Here is a 20493-nt window from a genome sequence, read left to right as displayed (position 1 = left end):
TGGGTTTACAGGCCAGTATGAGAGGCGACAACGGCCGCCAGCACGCTGGCCAGAATTTCCGGTCGTGGCTTGTTGGAATAGTTGATTAGGTCGGGATTGGCTTCGACAAAGCCGGTGTTGAACCGACCGCGGCGAAAGTCCGGATGACCGAGAATTTTTAAGTAATACGGAATCGTGGTTTTGATGCCGAACAAGCCCATGTCTTTCAAGGCGCGCTCGCCGCGATTGATGGCGTCTTCCCAGGTAATCGCGCTGACGATGACCTTGGCCAGCATCGAGTCGTAAAAAGGCGGGACTTCATAACCGGTGTAAATCGCCGTGTCGGTACGCACACCGGGGCCGCCGGGCGCGTAATAACGGGAGATGTGGCCGAAGCTGGGCAGGAAATTGTTTTTCGGGTCTTCGGCGTTGACGCGAAATTGAATCGCATAGCCGCGCCGCACAATTTCTTCCTGCTTGAATCGCAAGGGCAAGCCGGCGGCGACCCGAATTTGTTCTTCAACAATGTCCACACCGGTGATCGTTTCAGTGATCGTGTGCTCGACTTGTACACGGGTATTCATTTCCATGAAGTAGAAGCGCCCGTCCGCATCGAGCAGAAATTCCACGGTGCCGGCATTGGTATAACCCACTGCCTTGGCCGCCATCACCGCCAAGCCGCCCAGATATTGACGTTGCGCTTCTTCCAGTTGCGGCGAGGGCGCAATTTCGATCAGTTTTTGGTTGCGGCGCTGCACAGAACAATCGCGCTCATATAGATGTATGGTGTTGCCGAAATGATCGGCCAGCACCTGCACTTCGATGTGAATCGGGTTGACCACGCATTTTTCCAAAAATACGTCGGCGCTGCCGAAAGCCTTGGTGGCTTCGGAAATCACCCGCTGATAGTTTTGCCGCAGTTCGTTGGGATTATCGCAGCGTCTGATGCCGCGCCCGCCACCGCCGGAGGTGGCTTTCAGCATGATCGGATAACCTATCTGTTCAGCCACCTGCAAGGCGTGCTCGACGCTATCCAGGTTGCCATCCGAGCCGGGCGTGACGGGGAGACCGGCGGCAATCATTGCGGCCCGAGCTTCGGTTTTGTCGCCCATGCGTTGAATCACTTCCGCGGAAGGGCCGATAAACACCAAGCCGCGTTCCTGGCAAGCGCGCGCAAACTGGGCATTTTCCGATAAAAACCCATAGCCCGGATGAATCGCATCGCAACCGGTACGTAATGCCAAATCCACCAAGCCGTAGATGTTCAAGTAGCCGGCCAGCGGCTCGCTGCCAATGTAATGCGACTCGTCTGCCTTTTTGACGTGCAGGGCAAAGCGGTCCGCTTCCGAATAGACCGCGGCCGAACGAATGCCCATTTCCGCGCAAGCCCGAATGATACGGACAGCAATTTCGCCGCGATTGGCGATCAGTATTTTGCGTAACATGATGCTCCCGTGTCCTTAAGTTTAGTAACTCGCCTATTACTCTAACAAGTTATGGCTATCTTTCAACAGGAAAACCGCCGCCTGCCGATTGGAGATTAACCTTTAGCTTGGGTGGTGGCGGTATTGCCGGCTACTGGGTTCGGACAGAAAGAACCGGCTATTTCTGCGATATTTGGTGTTGCGGCTTTGACGAAACTGTCAGCCGCTAAGTTGTTGTGTTAGCAGCATTTAATCCGCTTTTGTGGTTTCTGCGCCAACAAGTTTCGGGGATGAATGGGAAATATTTATATAAATCAGCTTCTTGCAATTGGCATGTATAGTGCTATTCTCGTCTGCATGGATGCCTTTTTCATGAGCCGCTGCCTTCCGTAATAGGTCCGGTTTTTGAGAATAGGGTTTCACCTCTTAACTAATTGATTAATTCTGGGGTTTTAATATGGACACAAACAAGCCGTTACTTTCCGCATTATTTTTTATCGGTCTATCGTTTTGGGGGATTCAGCTTGCGCAAGCGGCTACTACCGAAAACACGCTAAACCCGCTCGAATCCTTCAAAACGATTTTGCCGGATTTGCCAAGCGCTTATCAGGAGCAGCCATCGAATCCAGCAGCGGATAAGCCCTTGCAGGACTATGCGTTAACATTGTTTACGCGGGTCAAAACCGGAGCAGTGGCGACATTTCAGCAAGCCTTGTCTGAGATAGAAGGGCTTGGTGACATTGTTTCGCAAACAGGGTTTCTCGGTTTGCTTGGCACGGTTTTCCACCCAGTGATAGATGAAAGCAAAACGGCTGAATTGAAAGCCGCCTTGCCTACTGCCGCCTGGCTTTTTCTCAGCGGGATGCTGGGTATTTTGGGTTTGAAAAAACGCAGCAATTTGCTCGATACCAAATCGGTTTTGAACCCAGTCCGGTAACGATGCTACAGGTTTGGGCAACACCCAACGTACGGGTGGCTGCCCAAGCCTGAATACTTCCCGCTCCGCCACATCAAACGTCTCTCGCCGAATTGCCCCCTTTTAAAACTACGCTGTAGTTTGGTATTACAGCGAGTTGCGCCGATAATAGTTTTCTATTCTCGGTGATGCCTCCGCTAAAGATATTTAGGCCCCGCTAATAATTTTCCGCACTTTTTCGAGAAAGCCTATGTCCGCTGTTGCCGACCATTTTGTTTATGGACCTATCCAACTGGCGGATATTCCGGATTGCATTCGGATTGCCGTCGCCAATTTCGAAGAGTTTCAGCAACACCCCGAGTATATCCAGCAATGGTTCGAGCGGCGTATCGTGCAGAATCCGTGGCAGGACGCCTTGCCGTGTGTTGGTGTCGGAGTTTGGCACAATGGGCGCTTGGCCGGTTTTCGGGCTATGTTCGTGCAACCTTGGTGGTTGAACGGCGAATCCGTACCCATAACATTCGGTTCCAATACCTGCGTCGATCAGCAGTTTCGCGGACAGGGTTTGGCCACCCGGTTGATAGAGCATAGCCTTGAGTTCGCGCAATTTAACGGCACCGTGACTGCCGGCGTGATTACCCAGAAAGCCTTTAAAAAATGCGGCTTTGTGGAAATCGGCGGCAGCGATAACGATTTTTATCGTTTGCGCGTTGGTTATCGCGGCTCTTGGGAGAAACGCGCCGGCAAATCCTTGGGCTATTGGTTGGGCAGTCTATTTGACATCAACTTGCGCTTACGCAATGTTAAATTGCATAGCGGCGGTTTTAAATTTGCGGAGGTTTTTCATTGCGAGACTGAGTTTGACGAGTTGTGGGAGCGGGCCAAAGGGGGGTATGCCTCGTGTCTGGAACGCAGCAGCCGCTATTTAAATTGGCGCTTATTCGATTTTCCTACCTGTCCTTTAAGGTTTTTCGCGTTGCGCGATGCTGCCGGTAAATTGCGTGCCTATGCTATCTGGCATCAGCAAAGCTTTGGGGATGCTATCAGCATGGCCGTATTGCGCGATGTGTTTTATTCCTTGGACGACGAGCCGGCTTTACAGACCATGTTGTATTATCTATTCGCGTATTGGCGAGAGAACGGCATTAGCTGGGCCAGTTTGGAAGTAGCCTCGCCGTCATTGACCAGTCTGTTCCGCAGTCTTGGCTATGAGGCGGTGCCGTCGCGCGGCAATCGCTATCTGATCTATCGCCAGCCGCCGCTAGCCGACAACATTTTGCAAAATTGGTACCGCAGCGGGATCGATGGCGATTATTTCGATCATCCGCTGTAATATTGCTTAATCCAACATTCTAAACTCGGTCTGCAACCTATGTTAAACGCCTCCGTGATTATCAGCACCCGCAACAGAGCGTCGATATTGCCGCGCTTGTTCGACGCATTGGCCGCCATGCGGCTGAATAGCGATACCCGCTGGGAGTTGCTGATGGTCGATAACGGCAGCAGCGACGACACCGTCGCGGTGATTGCGGCCGAAGCGGAGCGAGGCAGGTTGCCCGTGCATTGCGTATCGGAGCCCATTCCCGGTAAGTCCCGCGCCTTGAATCGCGCAATAAAGCACGCGCAAGGTGAATTATTGGTGTTCACCGACGACGATGTCGAACCCCAAGTAAGCTGGTTGCAGGCATACATCGATGCCGCCGCCGCGCATCCGCAAATCGACGGTTTTGCCGGCAAAGTATTGCCCAAATGGCTGGGCGACATACCCGCCTGGCTGCATACCGAAGGCGAATTCGCATTGCCGCGCGGCATTACCAATACCCGTGATTTTGGTATGTCCGAGCAATTTTTGGATGAACAGGTCATTCCGGGCGGCGTAAACACTGCGTTAAGAGCCGAGGCCGTGGCCAAAAACGGCTGGTTTCGCGAGGAACTGGGGCCCGGCACCTCGGTGCCGTTTACCGAAGACACCGAATACATGGGCCGTTTTCGGCGCGGGGGCGGTGAGTTTTGGTATGTGCCCGAAGCCTTGCTGTATCACTGCAACATCCCGGAGCGGATGACGAAAGCCTATGTGTGCCGCTGGATGTTCGACGTGGCTCGTTGTCAGGTGCTGGCGTATGCCGAAGCGCCTGCCGGGAACAATGTAGCCGGTATCCCGCTGTATTTACTGCGGAATTATCTGAGTAGAATCCTGAGTTTTTGGCTGGAGCCGCGTGAGCAGCAACGCCTGCAAAAAAAAATGAAATGGATGTTCACGGCCGGCGAAATCGCGGGTTATCGGCAATTACCGGCGTTTAAACAAGCGTTGGCGGCAAATTAGCGATTCGCGTCTACAGCAACGCTTGTAAATATCCCCAAACTTTCTCGGCAATCACCGGCTGCGCCAACTCATTCGGATGTAGGCCGTCAGCCTGCATCATCTCCGGGTTTAACGCCACCTCTTCGAGGATAAACGGCACGAACGGAATCTTCAATTCTGCGGATAGCTGCGGAAAAACCTCGTAAAACATCTCGACATAACGTTTACCGTAATTGGGCGGGATCTTCATGCCCAGCAGCATGACTTTGGCGCCTATTTTTTGCGAACGCCGGACGATTTCGGTCAGATTATTTTTCATTTCCGGCGGCGACAAACCGCGCAAGCCATCGTTGGCGCCGAGTTCCACCAATAGAATATCCGGTTTATGCCGCGTTAAAATTTGCTCCAGTCTGGCTAAACCGCCGGCTGAAGTATCGCCGCTGATGCTTTCGTTACTGATAACATAGCTGCCATGCAGGTCGGTCAGCTTGTTTTGCAACAATGCCACCCAGCCAAGCTGAACTTCGATGCCGTAACCGGCACTAATACTGTCACCCAACACCACTATTGATTTCGCCATTGCGCTTATCGGTAGTAAACCCAGGATTACGGCAAGGACCACGCTATACATGTTAAATACTCATATTGATAAGACCAGTTCCCCGATCATCGTTACCGAACAACTCGGTAAATCGGTGCCAACTTCCGAGGGCATTTTACACATCTTGTCGTCGGTGAATTTAATCATCAATCCCGGCGAGAGTTTGGCCATCGTCGGCGAGTCCGGTTCCGGCAAATCCACCCTGCTCAGTTTACTGGCCGGCCTGGATACCCCCAGTACCGGCAGAGTGGTCGTCAGTGGCCGCGATCTGACCAAGCTGGACGAAGACGGCCGCGCCTTGTTACGGAACGAATTGGTCGGCTTCGTGTTTCAATCCTTTCAACTGCTGCCGGGTTTGACGGCACTGGAAAACGTGATGTTGCCGCTGGAGCTCAGCGGTCACGCTCATGCGGCGGCCGCTGCCCGCGCCTTGCTGGACAGAGTAGGTTTGTCGCAGCGCTTGACTCATACACCCAAGCAGTTGTCGGGTGGCGAGCAGCAGCGGGTGGCTTTGGCGCGGGCCTTTGTCACCCGGCCGGCCATTCTGTTTGCCGATGAACCGACCGGCAATCTGGATAGCAAGACCGGCGCACATGTTATTGATCTGCTGTTCGAGCTCAATCAGGAACAACACACCACCTTGATTTTAGTGACGCACGACATGTCTCTGGCCGGACGTTGTCAGCGCACCATCCGCCTGGATGCCGGGAGCATGGTATGAAGCGCTTCAATCTGGCGCTGAAGCTGCTGTGGCGCGACAGCCGTTCCGGAGAGTTGACCTTATTATTGCTGGCTTTACTGATTGCCGTGAGCAGTTCCACCGCCATTTCACTATTCGCCGACCGCTTGCATCGGACCATGACGGTACAAGCCGCCGAGTTTTTAGCCGGCGATCTGGTAGTGGCTGCGCCGGGCCTTATCGACGAGATTTGGCTAGCCAAAGCCGGCGAATTGGGCTTATTCCATTCGCAAACCAGCGAGTTTGCCAGCGTTTTATTGGAAAACCAGGAAATGCTGCTGGCCTCGGTAAAATCCGTTAGCGGCGGCTACCCGCTACGCGGCAAATTGAAAACCAGCGACGCCGAGTCGCAGGATGAAACCGTCGTCAGCCAGGGCCCGGAACCCGGCTCGGCCTGGGTGGATAAACGCATCCTGCCGGCGCTGCATCTAAAAATCGGCGATACGCTGACCGTAGGCGAAAAAGCGCTGACCATCAGCCGGGTGTTGAGTTACGAGCCGGACAAACGCGGCGACTTTTACAGCTTTTCGCCGCGGGTGATGATTAGTCAAAGCGACTTGGCTGCCACCGGCGTGATTCAACCCGGCAGCCATGTGCGTTACGCCTTCCAGTTCAGCGGCGACGAGCAGGCCTTGGCTACCTTTAAGACTTGGTTGAAACCACAACTAAACACCTCGCAAAAAATCCTGGATATACACGAGGACCGTCCGGAGCTGGGATCGGCGCTGCAACGCGCAGAGCGTTACTTGGGCCTATCCAGTATCGTGGTGATCTTGATCGCCGGCGTTGCCATTGCTATGGCGACCCGCCGTTACACCGAGCGGCATTTCACCGCTACCGCTATCTTGCGTTGTCTAGGCTGCAAGCAATCGGAAATTGTTTGGTTGTACGGTTTTCAGTTTTTGGTGCTGGGCTTGCTCGCCAGCTTGGTCGGCTGTGGCTTGGGCTGGTTGGCGCAGTTCGGTTTATTCGAACTGTTAAAGTCCTTGTTGCCGCAAGAATTGGCCAGTCCCAGTTGGTTGGCGGTGTTTTTTGGACTGATTAACGGCTTGGCGATATTGCTGGGTTTTGCCTTGCCGCCGCTGCTACGGTTGCAAAAAGTCTCGCCCTTGCGAGTATTGCGCCGCGAGTTGGAACCCTTACCCACTAGTGGTTGGTTGATTTACGGTTTCGCGCTGGCAATTATTGGTAGCTTGATTTGGCGTTATACCGAAGATCCGAAAATGACTTCCCTCATCTTGGGTGTGGGGTCGCTGGCAATATTCGGCTTAGGCGCGGCGATATACAGTTTGCTATTGTTGGCGCGCAAGCTGTTGCCGAAGATGGGCTTAAACTGGCGTTTCGGTTTGCAGGGATTGCTGAGGAATAGCCAGGCCAGCGTCAGTCAAATATTGGCTTTTAGTATCACGCTTACCGCGATGGCCTTGAGTTTTACCGTGCGCAGCGACTTGATCGACAACTGGCAGCAGCAATTGCCGGAGCAGGCACCGAATCATTTTGCCTTGAATATCCTGCCGGAACGCCAGCAGGCGTTTCAAAACGAATTAGAGCAAGCGCAAATCGCCAGCAGCCGGTTTTATCCGGTGGTGCGCGGGCGCTTGGTAACGATCAATAACGAAGCGGTGCAAGGCCGGGTCAGCAAAGACACGCAGGGCGAAGGCGCCACCCAGCGCGAATTGAGTCTGACCTGGGCGGTACAATTACCGGACGATAACAAAGCCACCGATGGCGGTGCTTGGCAAGCCGATCAGCCGGGGCTGGTATCGGTGGAGCAAAAACTGGCGGAAAGCCTAAAGATCAAAGTGGGCGATGAATTGACCTTTACGGTGGGGAGCGCGCAATTCAGTGCCAAGGTATCCCAACTTCGTAGCGTGCAGTGGGATACGATGCGGCCCAATTTTTACATGATCTTTTCGCCCGGCACGCTGGACAATTTTCCGACCATGTACATGACCAGTTTCTATTTGGTTGACAGTCAAAAAAACCTGTTGAACACACTGATGAAAAAGTATCCGGCCGTGACGATACTGGAAGTTGATCAGATCTTGAAACAGTTCAAGATGATCCTGACGCAGTTAACCAAGGCCATTAATCTACTGCTGTATTTTGCCTTGGCGGCCGGTTTTACCGTGTTGTTCGCTGCCGTCTATGCCACGCTGGATCAACGGATTTACGAAGGTGCGCTGATGCGGACCTTGGGTGCCCGACGCGGCTTTTTACGCGCCACGCATGTAATTGAGTTTGGCTTGCTCGGTACCTTGGCTGGCGTTTTGGCGGCACTGGCTAGCGAGGCGATTCTGTATGCGCTGTATACCCGTGTGATGCATATCGACTACCGTCCCGGCTACTATTTGTGGAGTGCATTGCCAGCCATAGGCGCGGCAACGGTGGGGCTGGCAGGTTACTGGGGTGTTCGTCAGGTGGTCAATCAGCCGCCGTTGCAGGTATTGCGGCGTTAATCACCGGCGCTTTGGTTTGGTTTTACTTCCGCTGTCGGCTTCCTTGCCTAGCTTATCTCGGCGTATGATTGCCGTTTAATTTTGTATCCCATGGCACGAGGTTCGGCCCCTTTTAAGGATAATGCATGAAATACAGAGATTTAAGAGACTTTATCGCCCAGCTGGAAAAACAGGGTGAACTGAAGCGCATCAAACAGGAAGTCGATCCGGTGTTGGAAATGACGGTGATTTGCGATCGGGTATTGAAACAGGGTGGTCCAGCCTTGCTGTTCGAAAACCCGAAAGGTTCCAATATTGCGGTGCTCGGCAACTTGTTCGGTACGCCGAAACGGGTGGCGATGGGCATGGGCGCCAAAGACGTTTCCGAATTACGTGGAATTGGTGAATTACTGGCCTATTTGAAAGAACCGGAGCCGCCGAAAGGCATGAAAGACGCCCTGGAAAAATTCCCTGTGTTCAAGCAAGTGCTGAATATGGCGCCGAAAATAGTCAGTTCAGCACCTTGCCAGGAAGTGATTCGAGTTGGGGACGAAGTCGATTTAAGTGTTTATCCGATTCAAACCTGCTGGCCGGAAGACGCCGCGCCTTTAATTACCTGGCCGCTGGTGATTACCAAAGGGCCGAATAAAGACCGGCAGAACTTAGGGATTTACCGCCAACAAGTCATCGGTAAAAACAAAGTCATCATGCGCTGGCTGGCGCATCGCGGCGGGGCATTGGATTTTAAGGAGTGGCAACAGGCGCATCCGGGCAAACCGTTTCCGGTAGCAGTGGCCTTAGGTGCTGATCCGGCAACGATATTGGCATCGGTCACACCGGTGCCGGATTCCTTATCCGAGTATGCTTTCGCCGGCTTGTTGCGTGGCAGTAAGACCGAAGTGGTCAAATGCTTGTCCAACGATTTGCAGGTGCCGGCCAGCGCGGAAATTGTCTTGGAAGGCTTTATCTATCCTGGCGAAACCGCGCCGGAGGGGCCGTACGGCGATCACACTGGGTATTACAACGAGGTTGACGAGTTTCCGGTGTTTACCATAGAGCGCATTACCCAGCGGCAAGTGCCGATTTATCACAGCACCTATACCGGTCGGCCACCGGATGAACCGGCTATTTTGGGCGTGGCGTTAAATGAAGTATTCGTACCCATCCTGCAAAAGCAGTTTCCGGAAATCGTCGATTTCTATCTGCCGCCGGAAGGCTGTTCGTATCGGATGGCGGTGATCAGCATGAAGAAGCAATACGCCGGCCATGCCAAGCGGGTCATGCTGGGCACTTGGTCGTATTTACGCCAGTTCATGTATACCAAGTTTGTCATCGTGGTGGACGATGATGTCGATGTGCGCAATTGGCAGGATGTGATTTGGGCGATTACCACGCGGATGGATCCGGCCCGCGATTTGACGATTTTGGAAAACACGCCTATAGATTATCTGGATTTTGCTTCGCCGGTATCGGGCTTGGGTTCTAAGGTTGGTTTCGATGCCACCAACAAATGGCCCGGCGAAACCAACCGGGAGTGGGGACGTCCGATTGTAATGAGTGAGGACGTGATCAAAAAAGTGGATACGATGTGGGATACGCTATTTAACTAGGGTAGACTGCCGGTTCGCTTGTATTTTGGTACAAATCCTAATGAAAATATTGGTTGTTGACGATATCTACGAAAACAGGCTGTTGCTCGATAAATTACTGAGCAGGATGCAGCATGATGTCATTTCGGTCGAAAATGGGGAGCAGGCGGTCAACGCTTTCGCTAGCGTAAATCCCGATCTGATTCTGATGGATATTATGATGCCGGTCATGGATGGTCTGGAGGCTATCAAAGCGATCAGAGCGCTAACCCTGGACAAGTGGGTGCCGATTTTTGTACTTAGTGCGCTAGCCGATGATCAAAATGTATTGGATGGCCTGCAAGCCGGCGCTGACGACTATCTGCAAAAGCCGTTCAGCCGGGCCATTCTTGCCGCCAAGTTAGGCTCGGTGCAACGCGTGATCGATATGCAAAACCTGATTATTGCCGATACGCAGTTACTTAAAGCCTATCGCGACGAAAACGAGGCGGAGCAACAGTTTTTACAGAGTATTTTTGAGAAGCTAATTAAGCAGAGCGATCTTAAAGACGATCATTTGCAGTTTTGGTTATTGCCGGCCAAACGTTTTAGCGGTGATTTGATTTGTGCCAGGCGCGTCAGTAACAAACAAATTTATTTTATGCTCGCGGATTCGACCGGTCATGGCTTGGCGGCGGCGCTGCCGACGGTCATTGTCAATCAAGCGTTTCAGGCAATGACCAAAAAAGGACTGGCTGTCTCCATTATCGTCCGCGAGATCAATCGCCTGTTGCACAGTCAGATGCCGGCGGGCCGTTTCGTGGCTTTGGTATTGGGCATGATAGATGAGGAAAAAAAGTCGGTGGAATTGTGGAACGGCGGCTTACCCGATGTATTTGCGCTGGATAGCCAGGGCAACACAGTGCATGCGTTTCGTTCCACGCATCCCTCCGCCGGCATTCTCGGCAACCGGGACTTCGACGATACTTGCGAAATTTGGCATTGGCAGGAGGCTTGCGAGTTGTTTATGTACTCTGACGGCTTGACCGATGCCCAGGATCCGGATGGGCTGTTATTCGGTCAGGAGCGAGTGTTGCAAACCCTCAGAACGGCGCGGCCAGGTGTTGAAGTGACGGCGATACAACAGGCTTTGGAAGCGCATATGGCTAATCGGGAGACGCAAGACGATATTTCCTGTATGGCAATTCGCTGTCGATAAATATTCTCGACCTTGGGCAGAGCCGGATTTTTATTCCTAGAATCTTTTTGGCTGTTAGATTGAGTGTTTGCGTTAGGCTATAAAAAGCAGACTCGCCTAATTTGGCTATACTCAGAATCTCGCGGATAACCGACTAAGCAGGGACGGTTCGGCACGAATCGGACTGCTTGGTTTTCGCTCCCAGCTTGATGACTCTTTAAAAACAGCAACGTGGACTTAAAACAGCATATTCTGCAAGCCGCCATTCTCATCGTCGACGACGAACCCGCTAACGTCAAATTGTTGGAAAAAATTTTGCAGCGCCAGGGTTACCGGAATATTCAATCGACCTGCGACTCGCGCGAAGTAGCTTCCCTCTGCGATACCACCCGCTTCGATGCATTTTTACTGGACATCCGCATGCCGCATTTGAGCGGTTTCGATGTGATGGAGCAGCTGCAACAGCGATTTAGGGGTGATTATTTGCCGGTGTTGGTACTTAGTGCGCAACCGGATATGGAAACCCGGCTGAAAGCGCTGAGTTTGGGCGCAAAGGATTTTCTGACCAAACCTTTCGATCAGCTTGAGGCGGTCACCCGTATACACAATCTGCTGGAAGTGCGCTTAATGCACAATCAGGTCCGCGATCAAAACCGTCTGCTCGAACAACAGGTAAAAACCAGAACCGACGAACTGTATCGTACTCGTCAGGAAGTGATACGCAGACTGGGGCTGGCCGCCGAATATCGGGATAACGAGACCGGCAACCATATCATTCGCATGAGTAAATATGCGCAGTTGTTGGCTTTGGCTTATGGTTTAACCGAGCAGGACGCGGAAATTATTCTGAATGCGGCACCCATGCACGATATAGGCAAGATTGGTATCCCGGACCGGATTCTGTTAAAAACCGGCAAGCTGGATCCCGAGGAATGGCGAATTATGCAAACCCATGTGCAAATGGGCGCAAATATCTTATCCGGTTCGCCTACCGAGTTGATGAGAGCCGCGCGCACCATTGCTCAACATCACCATGAAAAGTGGGATGGTACCGGTTACCCGAATGGCTTGAGAGAAGATGATATTTCGATTGCGGGCAGGATTTGCGCGCTTGCCGACGTGTTCGACGCACTGACTTCGCAACGCCCCTATAAGCCGGCCTGGACAGTGGAAGAAACCTTGGCTTATATCGCCTCTGAATCCGGCAAACATTTCGACCCTAAATTAGCGCCGCTGTTAAAAAAGAATTTGCCGGAAATTTTAGTCATTAAAAGCGAATATGCCGATCCCGAGCTTATTCGGGATTCGAACTAATAGCGGGTTGTTTTAAGCTTTTTAAGCTGCGCGAATAGACTCGACACCGCTAATCAGCTCGGCTGATGCCAATTCCATGCCGCGTTTGAAGTAATCGCAGGCTTGATCCTTGTCGCCTTTGGTAAACAATAATTCGCCCAGCAATTGATAGGTCGCCACCGACGCTTCGGTATTCAGGCTTTTCAACAAATATTGTTCGGCTTTCTCCATTTGCTCGGCTTTCAAAGCCAGCTTGCCCAGCACTCTTAACAGCACTGCATTGCTGGGGTAAACCGCCAGCCATTGTTCGACCGACTGCAATTGTTTGGCTTTATCTTCCGCTTCGATATTCGAAACCAATACCAGCAAAGTGTCGTCCCAATGCCGGCCCAATTGCTTGAGCATGGCCGATTCGACGCTGGCTCCGGCGCCCGCTGCAATCATCGCCGCAAAATAGATATTGGCGATACCCGGCAGGGCTTTGATGTGATCGGGGATGCCTTCCCAGCAGGTTTGGATCGTTTGGCGATCACCCTGGGCGATGGTCTGTTTCAACAAGCGGCTAAAGGTTTCCGTTTCCAGCAATTTAACTTCGGTTTCCATCAACACTTTGTGCTGTTGCAGCGAAGGCAATAGCTTGCTCAAGCCCTCCCAGTCGCCCAGATGCTGATAAGCCTGATGCATCATTTTCAAAACCCGTGCATGGCCGGGATTGATCGAGTGCAATTTGCCCAGGGTTTCCAAGGCTTGCTCGAATTGTTTTTCGGACAGATGCAGTTCGGCCTGGGTCAGACCGACCGTCATATTGGTATCCGATGATTGCTCGCTGGCTTTTTGCAGATATTCGTCGCGTTTGTCCAGCGCGCCGCGCGATTGAGCTGCTCTGGCGGCAGTCAAATAATGCAGCAACGGTGCGCCGCTATGCGCGGCATGCTTGATCAGCACTTTCTCCGCGCGTTCCCAATTGCCGTCTGCCGCGTCGAATAAGCCGGCGACCAAAGCCTCCTGTGAGCGATTGAAGCGGATATTACGGCGACGCTTGGCAAACTGGTTGGGCATGCGAATCAAGACGCCCATCAAGCGGAAAAAATTGTAGAGAAAGAAAAAGCCGATTACTTGCGCGACGGCGAATACGGTCAAAGAAGTTTCCAGCGACCAGTGGCCGAAACCGATCAACACATAACCGGGATCGTTCTGTTTGACCAGCCAGCTGTGCAGCAAAAACGCCACCAAAACGGCGCAAAGCAAGGAGCCGAGAAAATACATGAGATTTTTCATAATGCCACTCGCTTATTGCTGGCCGGCTGAGGGTGTTGCCGGCGAGGCCGTTTCCGCTGGCGGATTATTCAGCACCGCTTTATCGGATTCGATGCGCAATTTGCTGATGTCTTTCAGCAGCTTCAACGAGCCGCTGACATCCGGATATTGACTGCGGATTTGTACATTGGCCAACTTATCGAGTTCCGCCACGAATTTGTCGGTTTGCTGGTTTTCCGCGAAGTTTTTCTTCAGCCATTGCTTGGCGTCGGCGATACTGCTGGAAAACAAGGTGTCATTTTGTTGCACCAGCGCAATTTCGATCATTTCCAGCCGGACTTTCAACTGCTGCTTGATAAAGTGCGCTTCTTCCGGGGTCAGGATGGCATTGACCGGTTGTTCGGTGTGACGCAATACCACATAGCCTTCCAGTTGCTTGGCTACGGTGTTCAATATTTCATGGCCGTGTTCGGACAGGTCGCTATTGGGTTCGGGTTTTTCCGGCTGCTTGCCGGCGTGAGGCAAGAACACCGCCAGGCTTTCCACGGCATCCTGTAAATGTTGAATGCCACTGTAGATGCCGACGATATCCGGCACGGTGGCGCCGTTCAATAAGGCTATTTCCTTGGCGATTTGCTCGCGGACTTTAAATACTGCCGCGTCGCCGCTCTCTCTTAATCGTTGATCGGCAGCTTCCAGCGCTTCGCGGGTGGTGGTCACGTCGCCGACCAGATGCAAACGCTGATTGGCAACGGTCAACAAGTATTCGGCATCGGCCAGCAGCCAGTCGCCGCGGGTTTTACCTAACTGCCGTTGCAAGGCCGTAATCGAAGCCTCGAGTTCTTTGCGGGCGGTGTTCAGGCGCTCTTCATGCAGCTTGGAGAAATCGGCCAAGGTCTCGTTGAAATGATTGTCCTTGCCGGTCATTTCTGCGTTGACGTTGGCGATTTGGGTTTGCACGCCGTTCAATTGATCGCGCAGGCCGTTAAGTTCTTTATCGAGTTCGATCAGTTTCAGATTGTCCTGATTGTTTTCGGTATCTTGACTAAAGCGCAATTGCTGGAAAAAGAAAAAACCTGCACCAGCCAAAGCGATCACCAACACGATGGAGGTGATGCCTATCCATAATCCGGCGTGAGACTTTTTAACCACCACTACCGGAGCTGGATTTTCTTGTTGTTCTTCAATTACTTCGGCCACTGTTTTCCCCGTTCAATAACGTCGTCAAGGTCTCTAAAATCGCTGCATCCGTGGGCTGTGCGCTCACTGCAATCTGTTTAAATCCGAAATCTTCGGCCGCTTGGCCGATCCGCTCGCTCATTACGACTAAAAGTATCGACTTCAACAATACTATCGACTCGTCATCCAGCATCGCCAACAAGTTTTGCAAAGCTTCGACGCTGGTAATAGTCACTGCGTCCAGCCGCCCTTGTGCAATGTCTGCCCGTAAATCCGCGCTGTCCGCCATCGGTTGTCGGCGGTTATACACTTCCAGATAAATCGCTTCCGCACCACGGCTGCGCAAGCTCTCCGCCAATTTCTCGCGGCCACCGACACCGCGCACAATCACGCAGCGCATGCCGGCTACAACTTGCAATTCAGGTTCGGCCAGCAAGCCTTCGCTGTTAAATTCGCTGGCAGGCACGCAATCAACTGACCAACCTGCTAGTCGCAACGCGCCGGCGGTTGCTTCGCCGACAGCCGCGATTTTGAATTTACGCAAGGCCGGCATTTTGCCACCGAACGCCTTGATAGCAAAATCCACAGCGTTGGTGCTGGTAAAAATCAGCCAGTCGCTAGCGGCGGCTTGCCTCAATAAATCCGGATCGGGCTGCTCCTCGACAATTTCCAGAGTCGGAAAGCGAATCGGCACGCCGCCGTGTTGTTCTATCAGCTTACACAAATTCTCGGCTTGCGCGGCGGGCCGCGTCACCAGAATGCGCGCGCCGTTTAGAGCCGAGTTCACTGATAAAGCTCGCGCAATATCCTGTCCGCGCCTTGTGCCAATAAATCCTCGGCTATGGCCTTGCCCAACGCTTCGAAGTCCGCCAGGCTGCTTTCTGCCTCGGCTCTATATAATAAAGAACCGTCGGGACTGCCGACCAGGCCGCGCATGAACAAACGTTCGCCTTTGATTTCCGCAAAACCGGCAATCGGCACCTGGCAGCCGCCGTTGAGTCGGGCATTCATCGCCCGCTCGGCGCCGACCCGGATGCTGGTGTCTTCGTCGTGCAATACCTTTAAATACTCGTGTATCTCGGCGTCGTCGATGCGGCACTCGATGCCGATAGCACCTTGGCCCATCGCCGGCAGACTTTCCGTCGGTTCCAGCTGGGCCGTGATACGTTCCCCCATCCCCAGCCGTTTCAAGCCGGCCGATGCCAGAATGATCGCATCGTATTCGCCGGCATCCAATTTCGCCAAACGGGTGTTAACGTTGCCGCGCAAGCTGAGAATTTCCGCGTTCGGGAATTTTTCTTTGATTTGGCATTGACGGCGCAGGCTGGAAGTACCGATTCGGGCATTGGCCGGCAATTCGGCCAAACTGCGGTATTTGTTGGAAACAAACGCGTCGGTTGGATCCTCCCGGTCCAGGATCACCGCCAGATGCAAGCCTTCCGGAAACTCCACCGGTACGTCTTTCATCGAATGCACCGCGATGTCGGCCGTGCCTTCCAACATGCCTTGTTCCAGTTCCTTCACGAACAAACCTTTGCCGCCAACTTTGGCCAGCGGCGCATCCAGTATCTTGTCGCCGCGAGTGACCATTTTTACCAGCTTGGTTTGCAATCCGGGAAACGCCTGTTCAAGCCGCGCCGCGACATGCTCGGCCTGCCACAAGGCCAGGGGGCTTTGCCGGGTAGCGATACGAATAATTCTGTCTGCCAAAACTGCTCCTGCCGATTGCTGGCGGGCGTCTAAGCTGCGCCCTTTGTTGAGAATAAATGTTCGCTATTGTAATCCGATTTGACGGGGAAGGTGCTTAGAAGTTGTTTGCATAGATAAGTAGCAGGTAACCGGTTGCCAGGTTAAAGATTGAGAAGTAGCTATTAAGTTGAGCGAATCAAAATGTCGCCTGACATTAGAGCACCTACCTAACCTCAAACATCTCAAAATGCTCGTCCACCTCATGCGGGGTGGTGATCACTTCGGACACCTTGGCTAGTATCGGCCCCTTATGACACCAAGCTACCAGCTTTTTTAGTTCGTCCGGATGGCCGCTGGCGACAATTTCGACACTGCCGTCGGGCAGATTTCTGACAAAACCTTTCACATTCAACTTCACCGCCTGCTTTTGAGTGTAGGCGCGAAAATACACGCCCTGCACCCGGCCCTTGACGATGATGTGCAAACACTCGCTCATCGGGTAATCCTCCAGCAATAATGAATTTTTTGATCGCGGGCAAAATCCTCCGGAATGGTTTGCGCGCTGATGTCTTCTATTTGCAAATCCGTCAAGGCTTGCCTGTCCAGTTTGAAGCGGCGGAAGTTGGTGGAAAAATACAGCACGCCGTCCGCTGCCAGCAGGGCGACGGCACTGCGCAGCAAGTGCAGATGATCGTTCTGAATATCAAACGCTTCGTCCATTTTTTTGGAGTTGGAAAAAGTCGGCGGATCGAGAAAGATCAGATCGAACTGCGGTTTGTCTTTGGCTCCGGCTTGCTCCGCCAGCCATTCCACGCAATTGGCCCGCACCAGCTTGTGGTCGCCTTGAATCCCGTTCAGGTCGAAATTGCGCTTCGCCCAGTCCAGATAAGTATTGGACATGTCGATCGTGACGCTGGACGCCGCCCCGCCGACTGCCGCATGCACACTGGCACTGCCGGTGTAGGCAAATAGATTCAGAAAGCGTTTGCCCTTGGCCTGCTTTTGTATCATTTGGCGGATCGGCCGGTGATCCAGGAACAGGCCAGTATCCAGATAATCTTCGAAATTCACCCAAAACTTGCAGCCGCCTTCCTCGACCACATGAAAACGGCCGGACTCGCCCTGCTTTTCGTATTGATCGGTACTTTTCTGCTTGCGGCGGATTTTTAAAAACACCTGCTCCTTCGGTATGTCCAATACCTTGGGGATTTCCACCATCGCCCCAGCCAAACGTTGATTGGCCTTGGCCGGATCGATGGTCTTAGGCGATTCGTATTCCTGGACGTTGACCCAGGTCTGTTCGCCTTGATAGACATCCACCGCCACCGCGTATTCCGGTAAATCCGCATCGTACAGCCGATAACAACTGACCTGGTTTTGCTTGGCCCATTTGCCAATTTTTTTCAGATTCTTGCGCAAGCGATTGGCGAACATTTCCGCCTGATTATCCGGTTGCTCGGTCTCGGTACGCCGGCTGATTTGTTCGATGCGTTCTTGCTGAGATTTGGCTTTGGGTTCGAAAAAGGTCTGCTCTTCGATATTAAAGCGCAGCAATTTGCACTCCAGCGCGCCGTTGAACAAGGTAATCGGCTTTTGCGAACGCACTCCCAATCTAAAGCCCAATTCAGGATTGCTGATAATCATCGCCACTTGCCAGCCAACGAAACGCTGTTTCAGCACCTCGCCAAAGCGGCGATACAACTCGGAGGTTTCCGCCTCGTCGCCCAGCCGTTCGCCGTAGGGCGGGTTGCAGGCAATCAAACCTTTGGGCCAACTTTCTGCGGCTGTCGCATCGGCGATGTCGCGCCGTTCGATATGAATCTTGCCGGCCAAGCCGGCATTTTCGACGTGTTGCAAGGCTGCCACCACGGTACGCCGGTCCTGATCGAAACCGACGATGACCGGCATTTTGCTCAAGCCGATGTCGCGGCGTTGCTTGGCTTCGTCCAGCAGGCTTTGCCAGAGCGTTGCGTCATGTTTTTTCCAACCCAGAAAACCGAAATAATCGCGTTGCAAGCCCGGCGCATAATCGGCAGCGATCATCGCTCCCTCCAGTAGCATGGTGCCGGAACCACACATCGGATCGAGCAGCGAACCGCCTTGCTCGGCGATTTTCGGCCAGCCGGCGCGCAACAAAATCGCCGCCGCCAGGTTTTCCTTGATCGGCGCGGCGATATTGACATCGCGATAGCCGCGTCTGTGCAAGCTCTCGCCGGATAAGTCCAGGCTCAGCTGCGCGGTTTCGTTATGTAGATAAACGTTGACCCGAATACTGGGCCGCTCGGTGTCGATATTGGGCCGTTTGTTGAACTTGGCGCGCATCTGATCGACGATGGCATCCTTGACTTTCAACGCGCCGAAATGAGTGTTGTTGATGGCCGGGTTGTTTTTGCTGCTAAACGATACGGCCAGGCTGTCGTCGGGCTTGATATGTTCGAACCAATTGATCTTTTTCACGCCATCGTACAAATCCTGCTGGGATTTGACTTCGAAGCTGCTCAAGGGCAGAAACACCCGGTTGGCGGTACGCGACCACAAACAAACCCGGTAAGCCAGCGCCAGATCGCCATCGAAGGAAACACCGGCCATTTTTTCGCGGACGTTTTGGCCGCCCAGCGCTTTGATTTCATTGGCAAGAATGCCTTCCATCGCTTTGGGCGTGGTGGCGAAGAGTGGGTATTGGGTCATGATTTACGGCTGAGTGCGGAATGGTTGGCTAGGATACTAAAATGTGTTGCTAATGCGGCGGATATTTTTATAGCAAAATTGCTAACAAGGGCTCCATTTGACATCGTTCGCCCGGTCTGCCCAAGGATATGCCGGTAACGACTCGGGTGGGGTAATAACAAAATCAGTCTTGCGCCAATCGGGAGCGCTATGCACCACGCCGGCTCGTGGATAGTTCTGAGTGTCGACAACCTTGGCGCCTGCGTTTTGTGCAACCAAGGCAGATAACTAAATCAATCAATAGTTGTCGAAGCGTTTTACAATCGCTTCGGCAAGCTCGCGCGTTGAAATGGTAAAGATTTGAGGCGGAAAGCAAATTGCGTAGTGGCCGATTTATTGCTTGATAAGCATTAATGTTCTACAACTCTCAAGATGGCCCTGGCTATGCATCCGCAAAAATATTCCGAAACCTACTACGACCCGCACCAACGCATCCGCGCCTGCAAAATCACTCCCGGCGAATATTGTGTTACCGATTCCGGCGAGGTTATTGTTACCGTGCTGGGATCCTGCGTGATTGCCTGTATTCGCGATTGGCGGCGTGGCATAGGCGGGATGTATCAATTTATGGTGGTGAACGTCAACGAAGACCAGCCGCTCAACCAACGCATGGAGAACATGGCTAGTGCCGGTATGGATAATTTCATCAACCATCTGGTCGACATGGGAGCAGAAGAGAGCGAGCTGGAAGCCAAGGTATTCGGCGGCGGCAACATACTTAATGGCATGCAACGCAACAATGTCGGCGCTCGTAGTGCTCAGTTTTTACGCAGTTATCTGGCCGGCCGGAACATTCCGGTCCTCGCTGACGACATGCTCGGTATCTATCCCCGCAAGGTGTATTTCTTTCCGGAAACGGGGGAAGTGTTGGTGAAAAAACTCAAGGATATAAAAAACGAAACTATCTTGCAGCGGGAGCAGGAATATTCTCACAGGTTGTTTGCTAGGGTGTTGGCGTAGAGTTTTGTGTCGCTAACGCGACGGTTTTTTTGAATGTCGGTTCTCGCACCGACAGGCGAGATACTTTTCTTTGCTTGTCCAAAGAAAAGTATCCAAAAGAAAAGGCCACCCGGACGCCGCTTATTTCCTGCGCTCCGAAGCTTTCGACGGGGGTTGCCGAAAGGGGCTTCCTGCCCCTTCGGCAACGCGCCGCATCCCTGCGTCGCCCCTTGTATGATGAATT

At 52.9% G+C, this 20493-nt stretch carries 18 protein-coding genes; 9 read left to right on the top strand and 9 right to left on the bottom strand.

The features are described 5' to 3' along the window. Positions 1 to 5: 5 nt before the first annotated feature. The gene (locus A1332_RS11615; RefSeq protein WP_064008652.1) at positions 6 to 1424 is read right to left on the bottom strand and encodes an acetyl-CoA carboxylase biotin carboxylase subunit; all 1419 of its coding nucleotides are present in this window, start codon (positions 1422 to 1424) and stop codon (positions 6 to 8) included. A gap of 436 nt (positions 1425 to 1860) precedes the next feature. Between A1332_RS11615 and A1332_RS11610 the strand changes: the two genes are divergently transcribed. The 3 genes from A1332_RS11610 to A1332_RS11600 all read left to right on the top strand — a co-directional run bounded on the left by A1332_RS11610 (position 1861) and on the right by A1332_RS11600 (position 4642). Next, positions 1861 to 2340 carry a hypothetical protein gene (locus tag A1332_RS11610; protein ID WP_064008651.1) on the top strand — a complete coding sequence of 160 codons (480 nt, stop codon included), beginning with the start codon at positions 1861 to 1863 and terminating at the stop codon, positions 2338 to 2340. A gap of 229 nt (positions 2341 to 2569) precedes the next feature. Then, a complete protein-coding gene (locus A1332_RS11605) occupies positions 2570 to 3652 on the top strand; it encodes a GNAT family N-acetyltransferase (protein ID WP_064008650.1) in 1083 nt (360 codons plus the stop codon). A gap of 39 nt (positions 3653 to 3691) precedes the next feature. Continuing rightward, positions 3692 to 4642 carry a glycosyltransferase gene (locus A1332_RS11600; protein WP_064008649.1) on the top strand — a complete coding sequence of 317 codons (951 nt, stop codon included), beginning with the start codon at positions 3692 to 3694 and terminating at the stop codon, positions 4640 to 4642. A 10-nt stretch (positions 4643 to 4652) separates the two neighbouring features. Here A1332_RS11600 and A1332_RS11595 read toward each other — a convergent pair whose 3' ends face one another. After that, positions 4653 to 5252 (bottom strand): arylesterase, encoded by a 600-nt coding sequence (locus A1332_RS11595; RefSeq protein ID WP_082879657.1) that lies wholly within the window; start codon positions 5250 to 5252, stop codon positions 4653 to 4655. Here A1332_RS11595 and A1332_RS11590 point away from each other — a divergent pair. The 5 genes from A1332_RS11590 to A1332_RS11570 all read left to right on the top strand — a co-directional run bounded on the left by A1332_RS11590 (position 5251) and on the right by A1332_RS11570 (position 12479). Then, positions 5251 to 5943, top strand: a complete 693-nt coding sequence (locus A1332_RS11590) for an ABC transporter ATP-binding protein (protein ID WP_064008648.1) — start codon at positions 5251 to 5253, stop codon at positions 5941 to 5943. The genes A1332_RS11595 and A1332_RS11590 overlap by 2 nt on opposite strands. Further along, positions 5940 to 8420, top strand: coding sequence for an ABC transporter permease (locus tag A1332_RS11585; RefSeq protein ID WP_064008647.1), 2481 nt, complete (start codon positions 5940 to 5942; stop codon positions 8418 to 8420). Before A1332_RS11590 ends, A1332_RS11585 begins: the two co-directional genes overlap by 4 nt. A gap of 125 nt (positions 8421 to 8545) precedes the next feature. Further along, positions 8546 to 10009 (top strand): 4-hydroxy-3-polyprenylbenzoate decarboxylase, encoded by a 1464-nt coding sequence (gene ubiD, locus A1332_RS11580; protein ID WP_026602419.1) that lies wholly within the window; start codon positions 8546 to 8548, stop codon positions 10007 to 10009. A gap of 40 nt (positions 10010 to 10049) precedes the next feature. Continuing rightward, entirely contained in the window at positions 10050 to 11186 is a 1137-nt protein-coding gene (locus A1332_RS11575; RefSeq protein ID WP_064008646.1) for a PP2C family protein-serine/threonine phosphatase, read from the top strand. Between the two features lie 210 nt (positions 11187 to 11396). Further along, positions 11397 to 12479 carry an HD domain-containing phosphohydrolase gene (locus A1332_RS11570; protein ID WP_064008645.1) on the top strand — a complete coding sequence of 361 codons (1083 nt, stop codon included), beginning with the start codon at positions 11397 to 11399 and terminating at the stop codon, positions 12477 to 12479. Between the two features lie 21 nt (positions 12480 to 12500). Here the strand turns inward: A1332_RS11570 and A1332_RS11565 are convergent, their stop codons facing one another. The 6 genes from A1332_RS11565 to rlmKL form a co-directional block, all read right to left on the bottom strand. Next, positions 12501 to 13736, bottom strand: coding sequence for a heme biosynthesis HemY N-terminal domain-containing protein (locus A1332_RS11565; protein ID WP_064008644.1), 1236 nt, complete (start codon positions 13734 to 13736; stop codon positions 12501 to 12503). A 12-nt stretch (positions 13737 to 13748) separates the two neighbouring features. Beyond that, the gene (locus tag A1332_RS11560) at positions 13749 to 14915 is read right to left on the bottom strand and encodes a uroporphyrinogen-III C-methyltransferase (RefSeq protein WP_064008643.1); all 1167 of its coding nucleotides are present in this window, start codon (positions 14913 to 14915) and stop codon (positions 13749 to 13751) included. After that, the gene (locus A1332_RS11555) at positions 14899 to 15681 is read right to left on the bottom strand and encodes a uroporphyrinogen-III synthase (protein ID WP_082879656.1); all 783 of its coding nucleotides are present in this window, start codon (positions 15679 to 15681) and stop codon (positions 14899 to 14901) included. Before A1332_RS11555 ends, A1332_RS11560 begins: the two co-directional genes overlap by 17 nt. Beyond that, the gene (hemC, locus tag A1332_RS11550) at positions 15678 to 16604 is read right to left on the bottom strand and encodes a hydroxymethylbilane synthase (protein ID WP_064008641.1); all 927 of its coding nucleotides are present in this window, start codon (positions 16602 to 16604) and stop codon (positions 15678 to 15680) included. Before hemC ends, A1332_RS11555 begins: the two co-directional genes overlap by 4 nt. Positions 16605 to 16806: 202 nt before the next feature. Then, positions 16807 to 17079: an acylphosphatase gene (yccX, locus tag A1332_RS11545; protein ID WP_064008640.1), complete on the bottom strand. Its 273-nt coding sequence runs from the start codon at positions 17077 to 17079 to the stop codon at positions 16807 to 16809. Further along, a complete protein-coding gene (gene rlmKL / locus A1332_RS11540) occupies positions 17076 to 19271 on the bottom strand; it encodes a bifunctional 23S rRNA (guanine(2069)-N(7))-methyltransferase RlmK/23S rRNA (guanine(2445)-N(2))-methyltransferase RlmL (RefSeq protein ID WP_064008639.1) in 2196 nt (731 codons plus the stop codon). Before rlmKL ends, yccX begins: the two co-directional genes overlap by 4 nt. Before the next feature lie 423 nt (positions 19272 to 19694). On the opposite strand from rlmKL, the gene A1332_RS11535 reads away from it, so the two are divergent. Further along, positions 19695 to 20270: a chemoreceptor glutamine deamidase CheD gene (locus tag A1332_RS11535; RefSeq protein WP_157203998.1), complete on the top strand. Its 576-nt coding sequence runs from the start codon at positions 19695 to 19697 to the stop codon at positions 20268 to 20270. Here A1332_RS11535 and A1332_RS25995 read toward each other — a convergent pair. Beyond that, positions 20240 to 20493 (bottom strand): hypothetical protein (locus A1332_RS25995; protein ID WP_064008637.1); only part of this gene is annotated, 254 nt, incomplete at its 5' end. The two genes, A1332_RS11535 and A1332_RS25995, sit on opposite strands and share 31 nt — an antisense overlap.

Source organism: Methylomonas methanica (assembly GCF_001644035.1).
Classification (GTDB): domain Bacteria; phylum Pseudomonadota; class Gammaproteobacteria; order Methylococcales; family Methylomonadaceae; genus Methylomonas; species Methylomonas methanica_A.
The sequence above is the reverse complement of the archived record's forward strand: the minus strand, read 5'-3'. Positions and strand labels throughout refer to the sequence as shown.

Coding starts and splice junctions, on each gene's coding strand:
- A1332_RS11615 (WP_064008652.1), bottom strand. CDS start 1,424: ATGTTACGCAAAATACTGATCGCCAATCGCGGCGAAATTGCTGTCCGT.
- A1332_RS11610 (WP_064008651.1), top strand. CDS start 1,861: ATGGACACAAACAAGCCGTTACTTTCCGCATTATTTTTTATCGGTCTA.
- A1332_RS11605 (WP_064008650.1), top strand. CDS start 2,570: ATGTCCGCTGTTGCCGACCATTTTGTTTATGGACCTATCCAACTGGCG.
- A1332_RS11600 (WP_064008649.1), top strand. CDS start 3,692: ATGTTAAACGCCTCCGTGATTATCAGCACCCGCAACAGAGCGTCGATA.
- A1332_RS11590 (WP_064008648.1), top strand. CDS start 5,251: ATGTTAAATACTCATATTGATAAGACCAGTTCCCCGATCATCGTTACC.
- A1332_RS11595 (WP_082879657.1), bottom strand. CDS start 5,252: ATGTATAGCGTGGTCCTTGCCGTAATCCTGGGTTTACTACCGATAAGC.
- A1332_RS11585 (WP_064008647.1), top strand. CDS start 5,940: ATGAAGCGCTTCAATCTGGCGCTGAAGCTGCTGTGGCGCGACAGCCGT.
- ubiD (WP_026602419.1), top strand. CDS start 8,546: ATGAAATACAGAGATTTAAGAGACTTTATCGCCCAGCTGGAAAAACAG.
- A1332_RS11575 (WP_064008646.1), top strand. CDS start 10,050: ATGAAAATATTGGTTGTTGACGATATCTACGAAAACAGGCTGTTGCTC.
- A1332_RS11565 (WP_064008644.1), bottom strand. CDS start 13,736: ATGAAAAATCTCATGTATTTTCTCGGCTCCTTGCTTTGCGCCGTTTTG.
- yccX (WP_064008640.1), bottom strand. CDS start 17,079: ATGAGCGAGTGTTTGCACATCATCGTCAAGGGCCGGGTGCAGGGCGTG.
- rlmKL (WP_064008639.1), bottom strand. CDS start 19,271: ATGACCCAATACCCACTCTTCGCCACCACGCCCAAAGCGATGGAAGGC.
- A1332_RS11535 (WP_157203998.1), top strand. CDS start 19,695: ATGCATCCGCAAAAATATTCCGAAACCTACTACGACCCGCACCAACGC.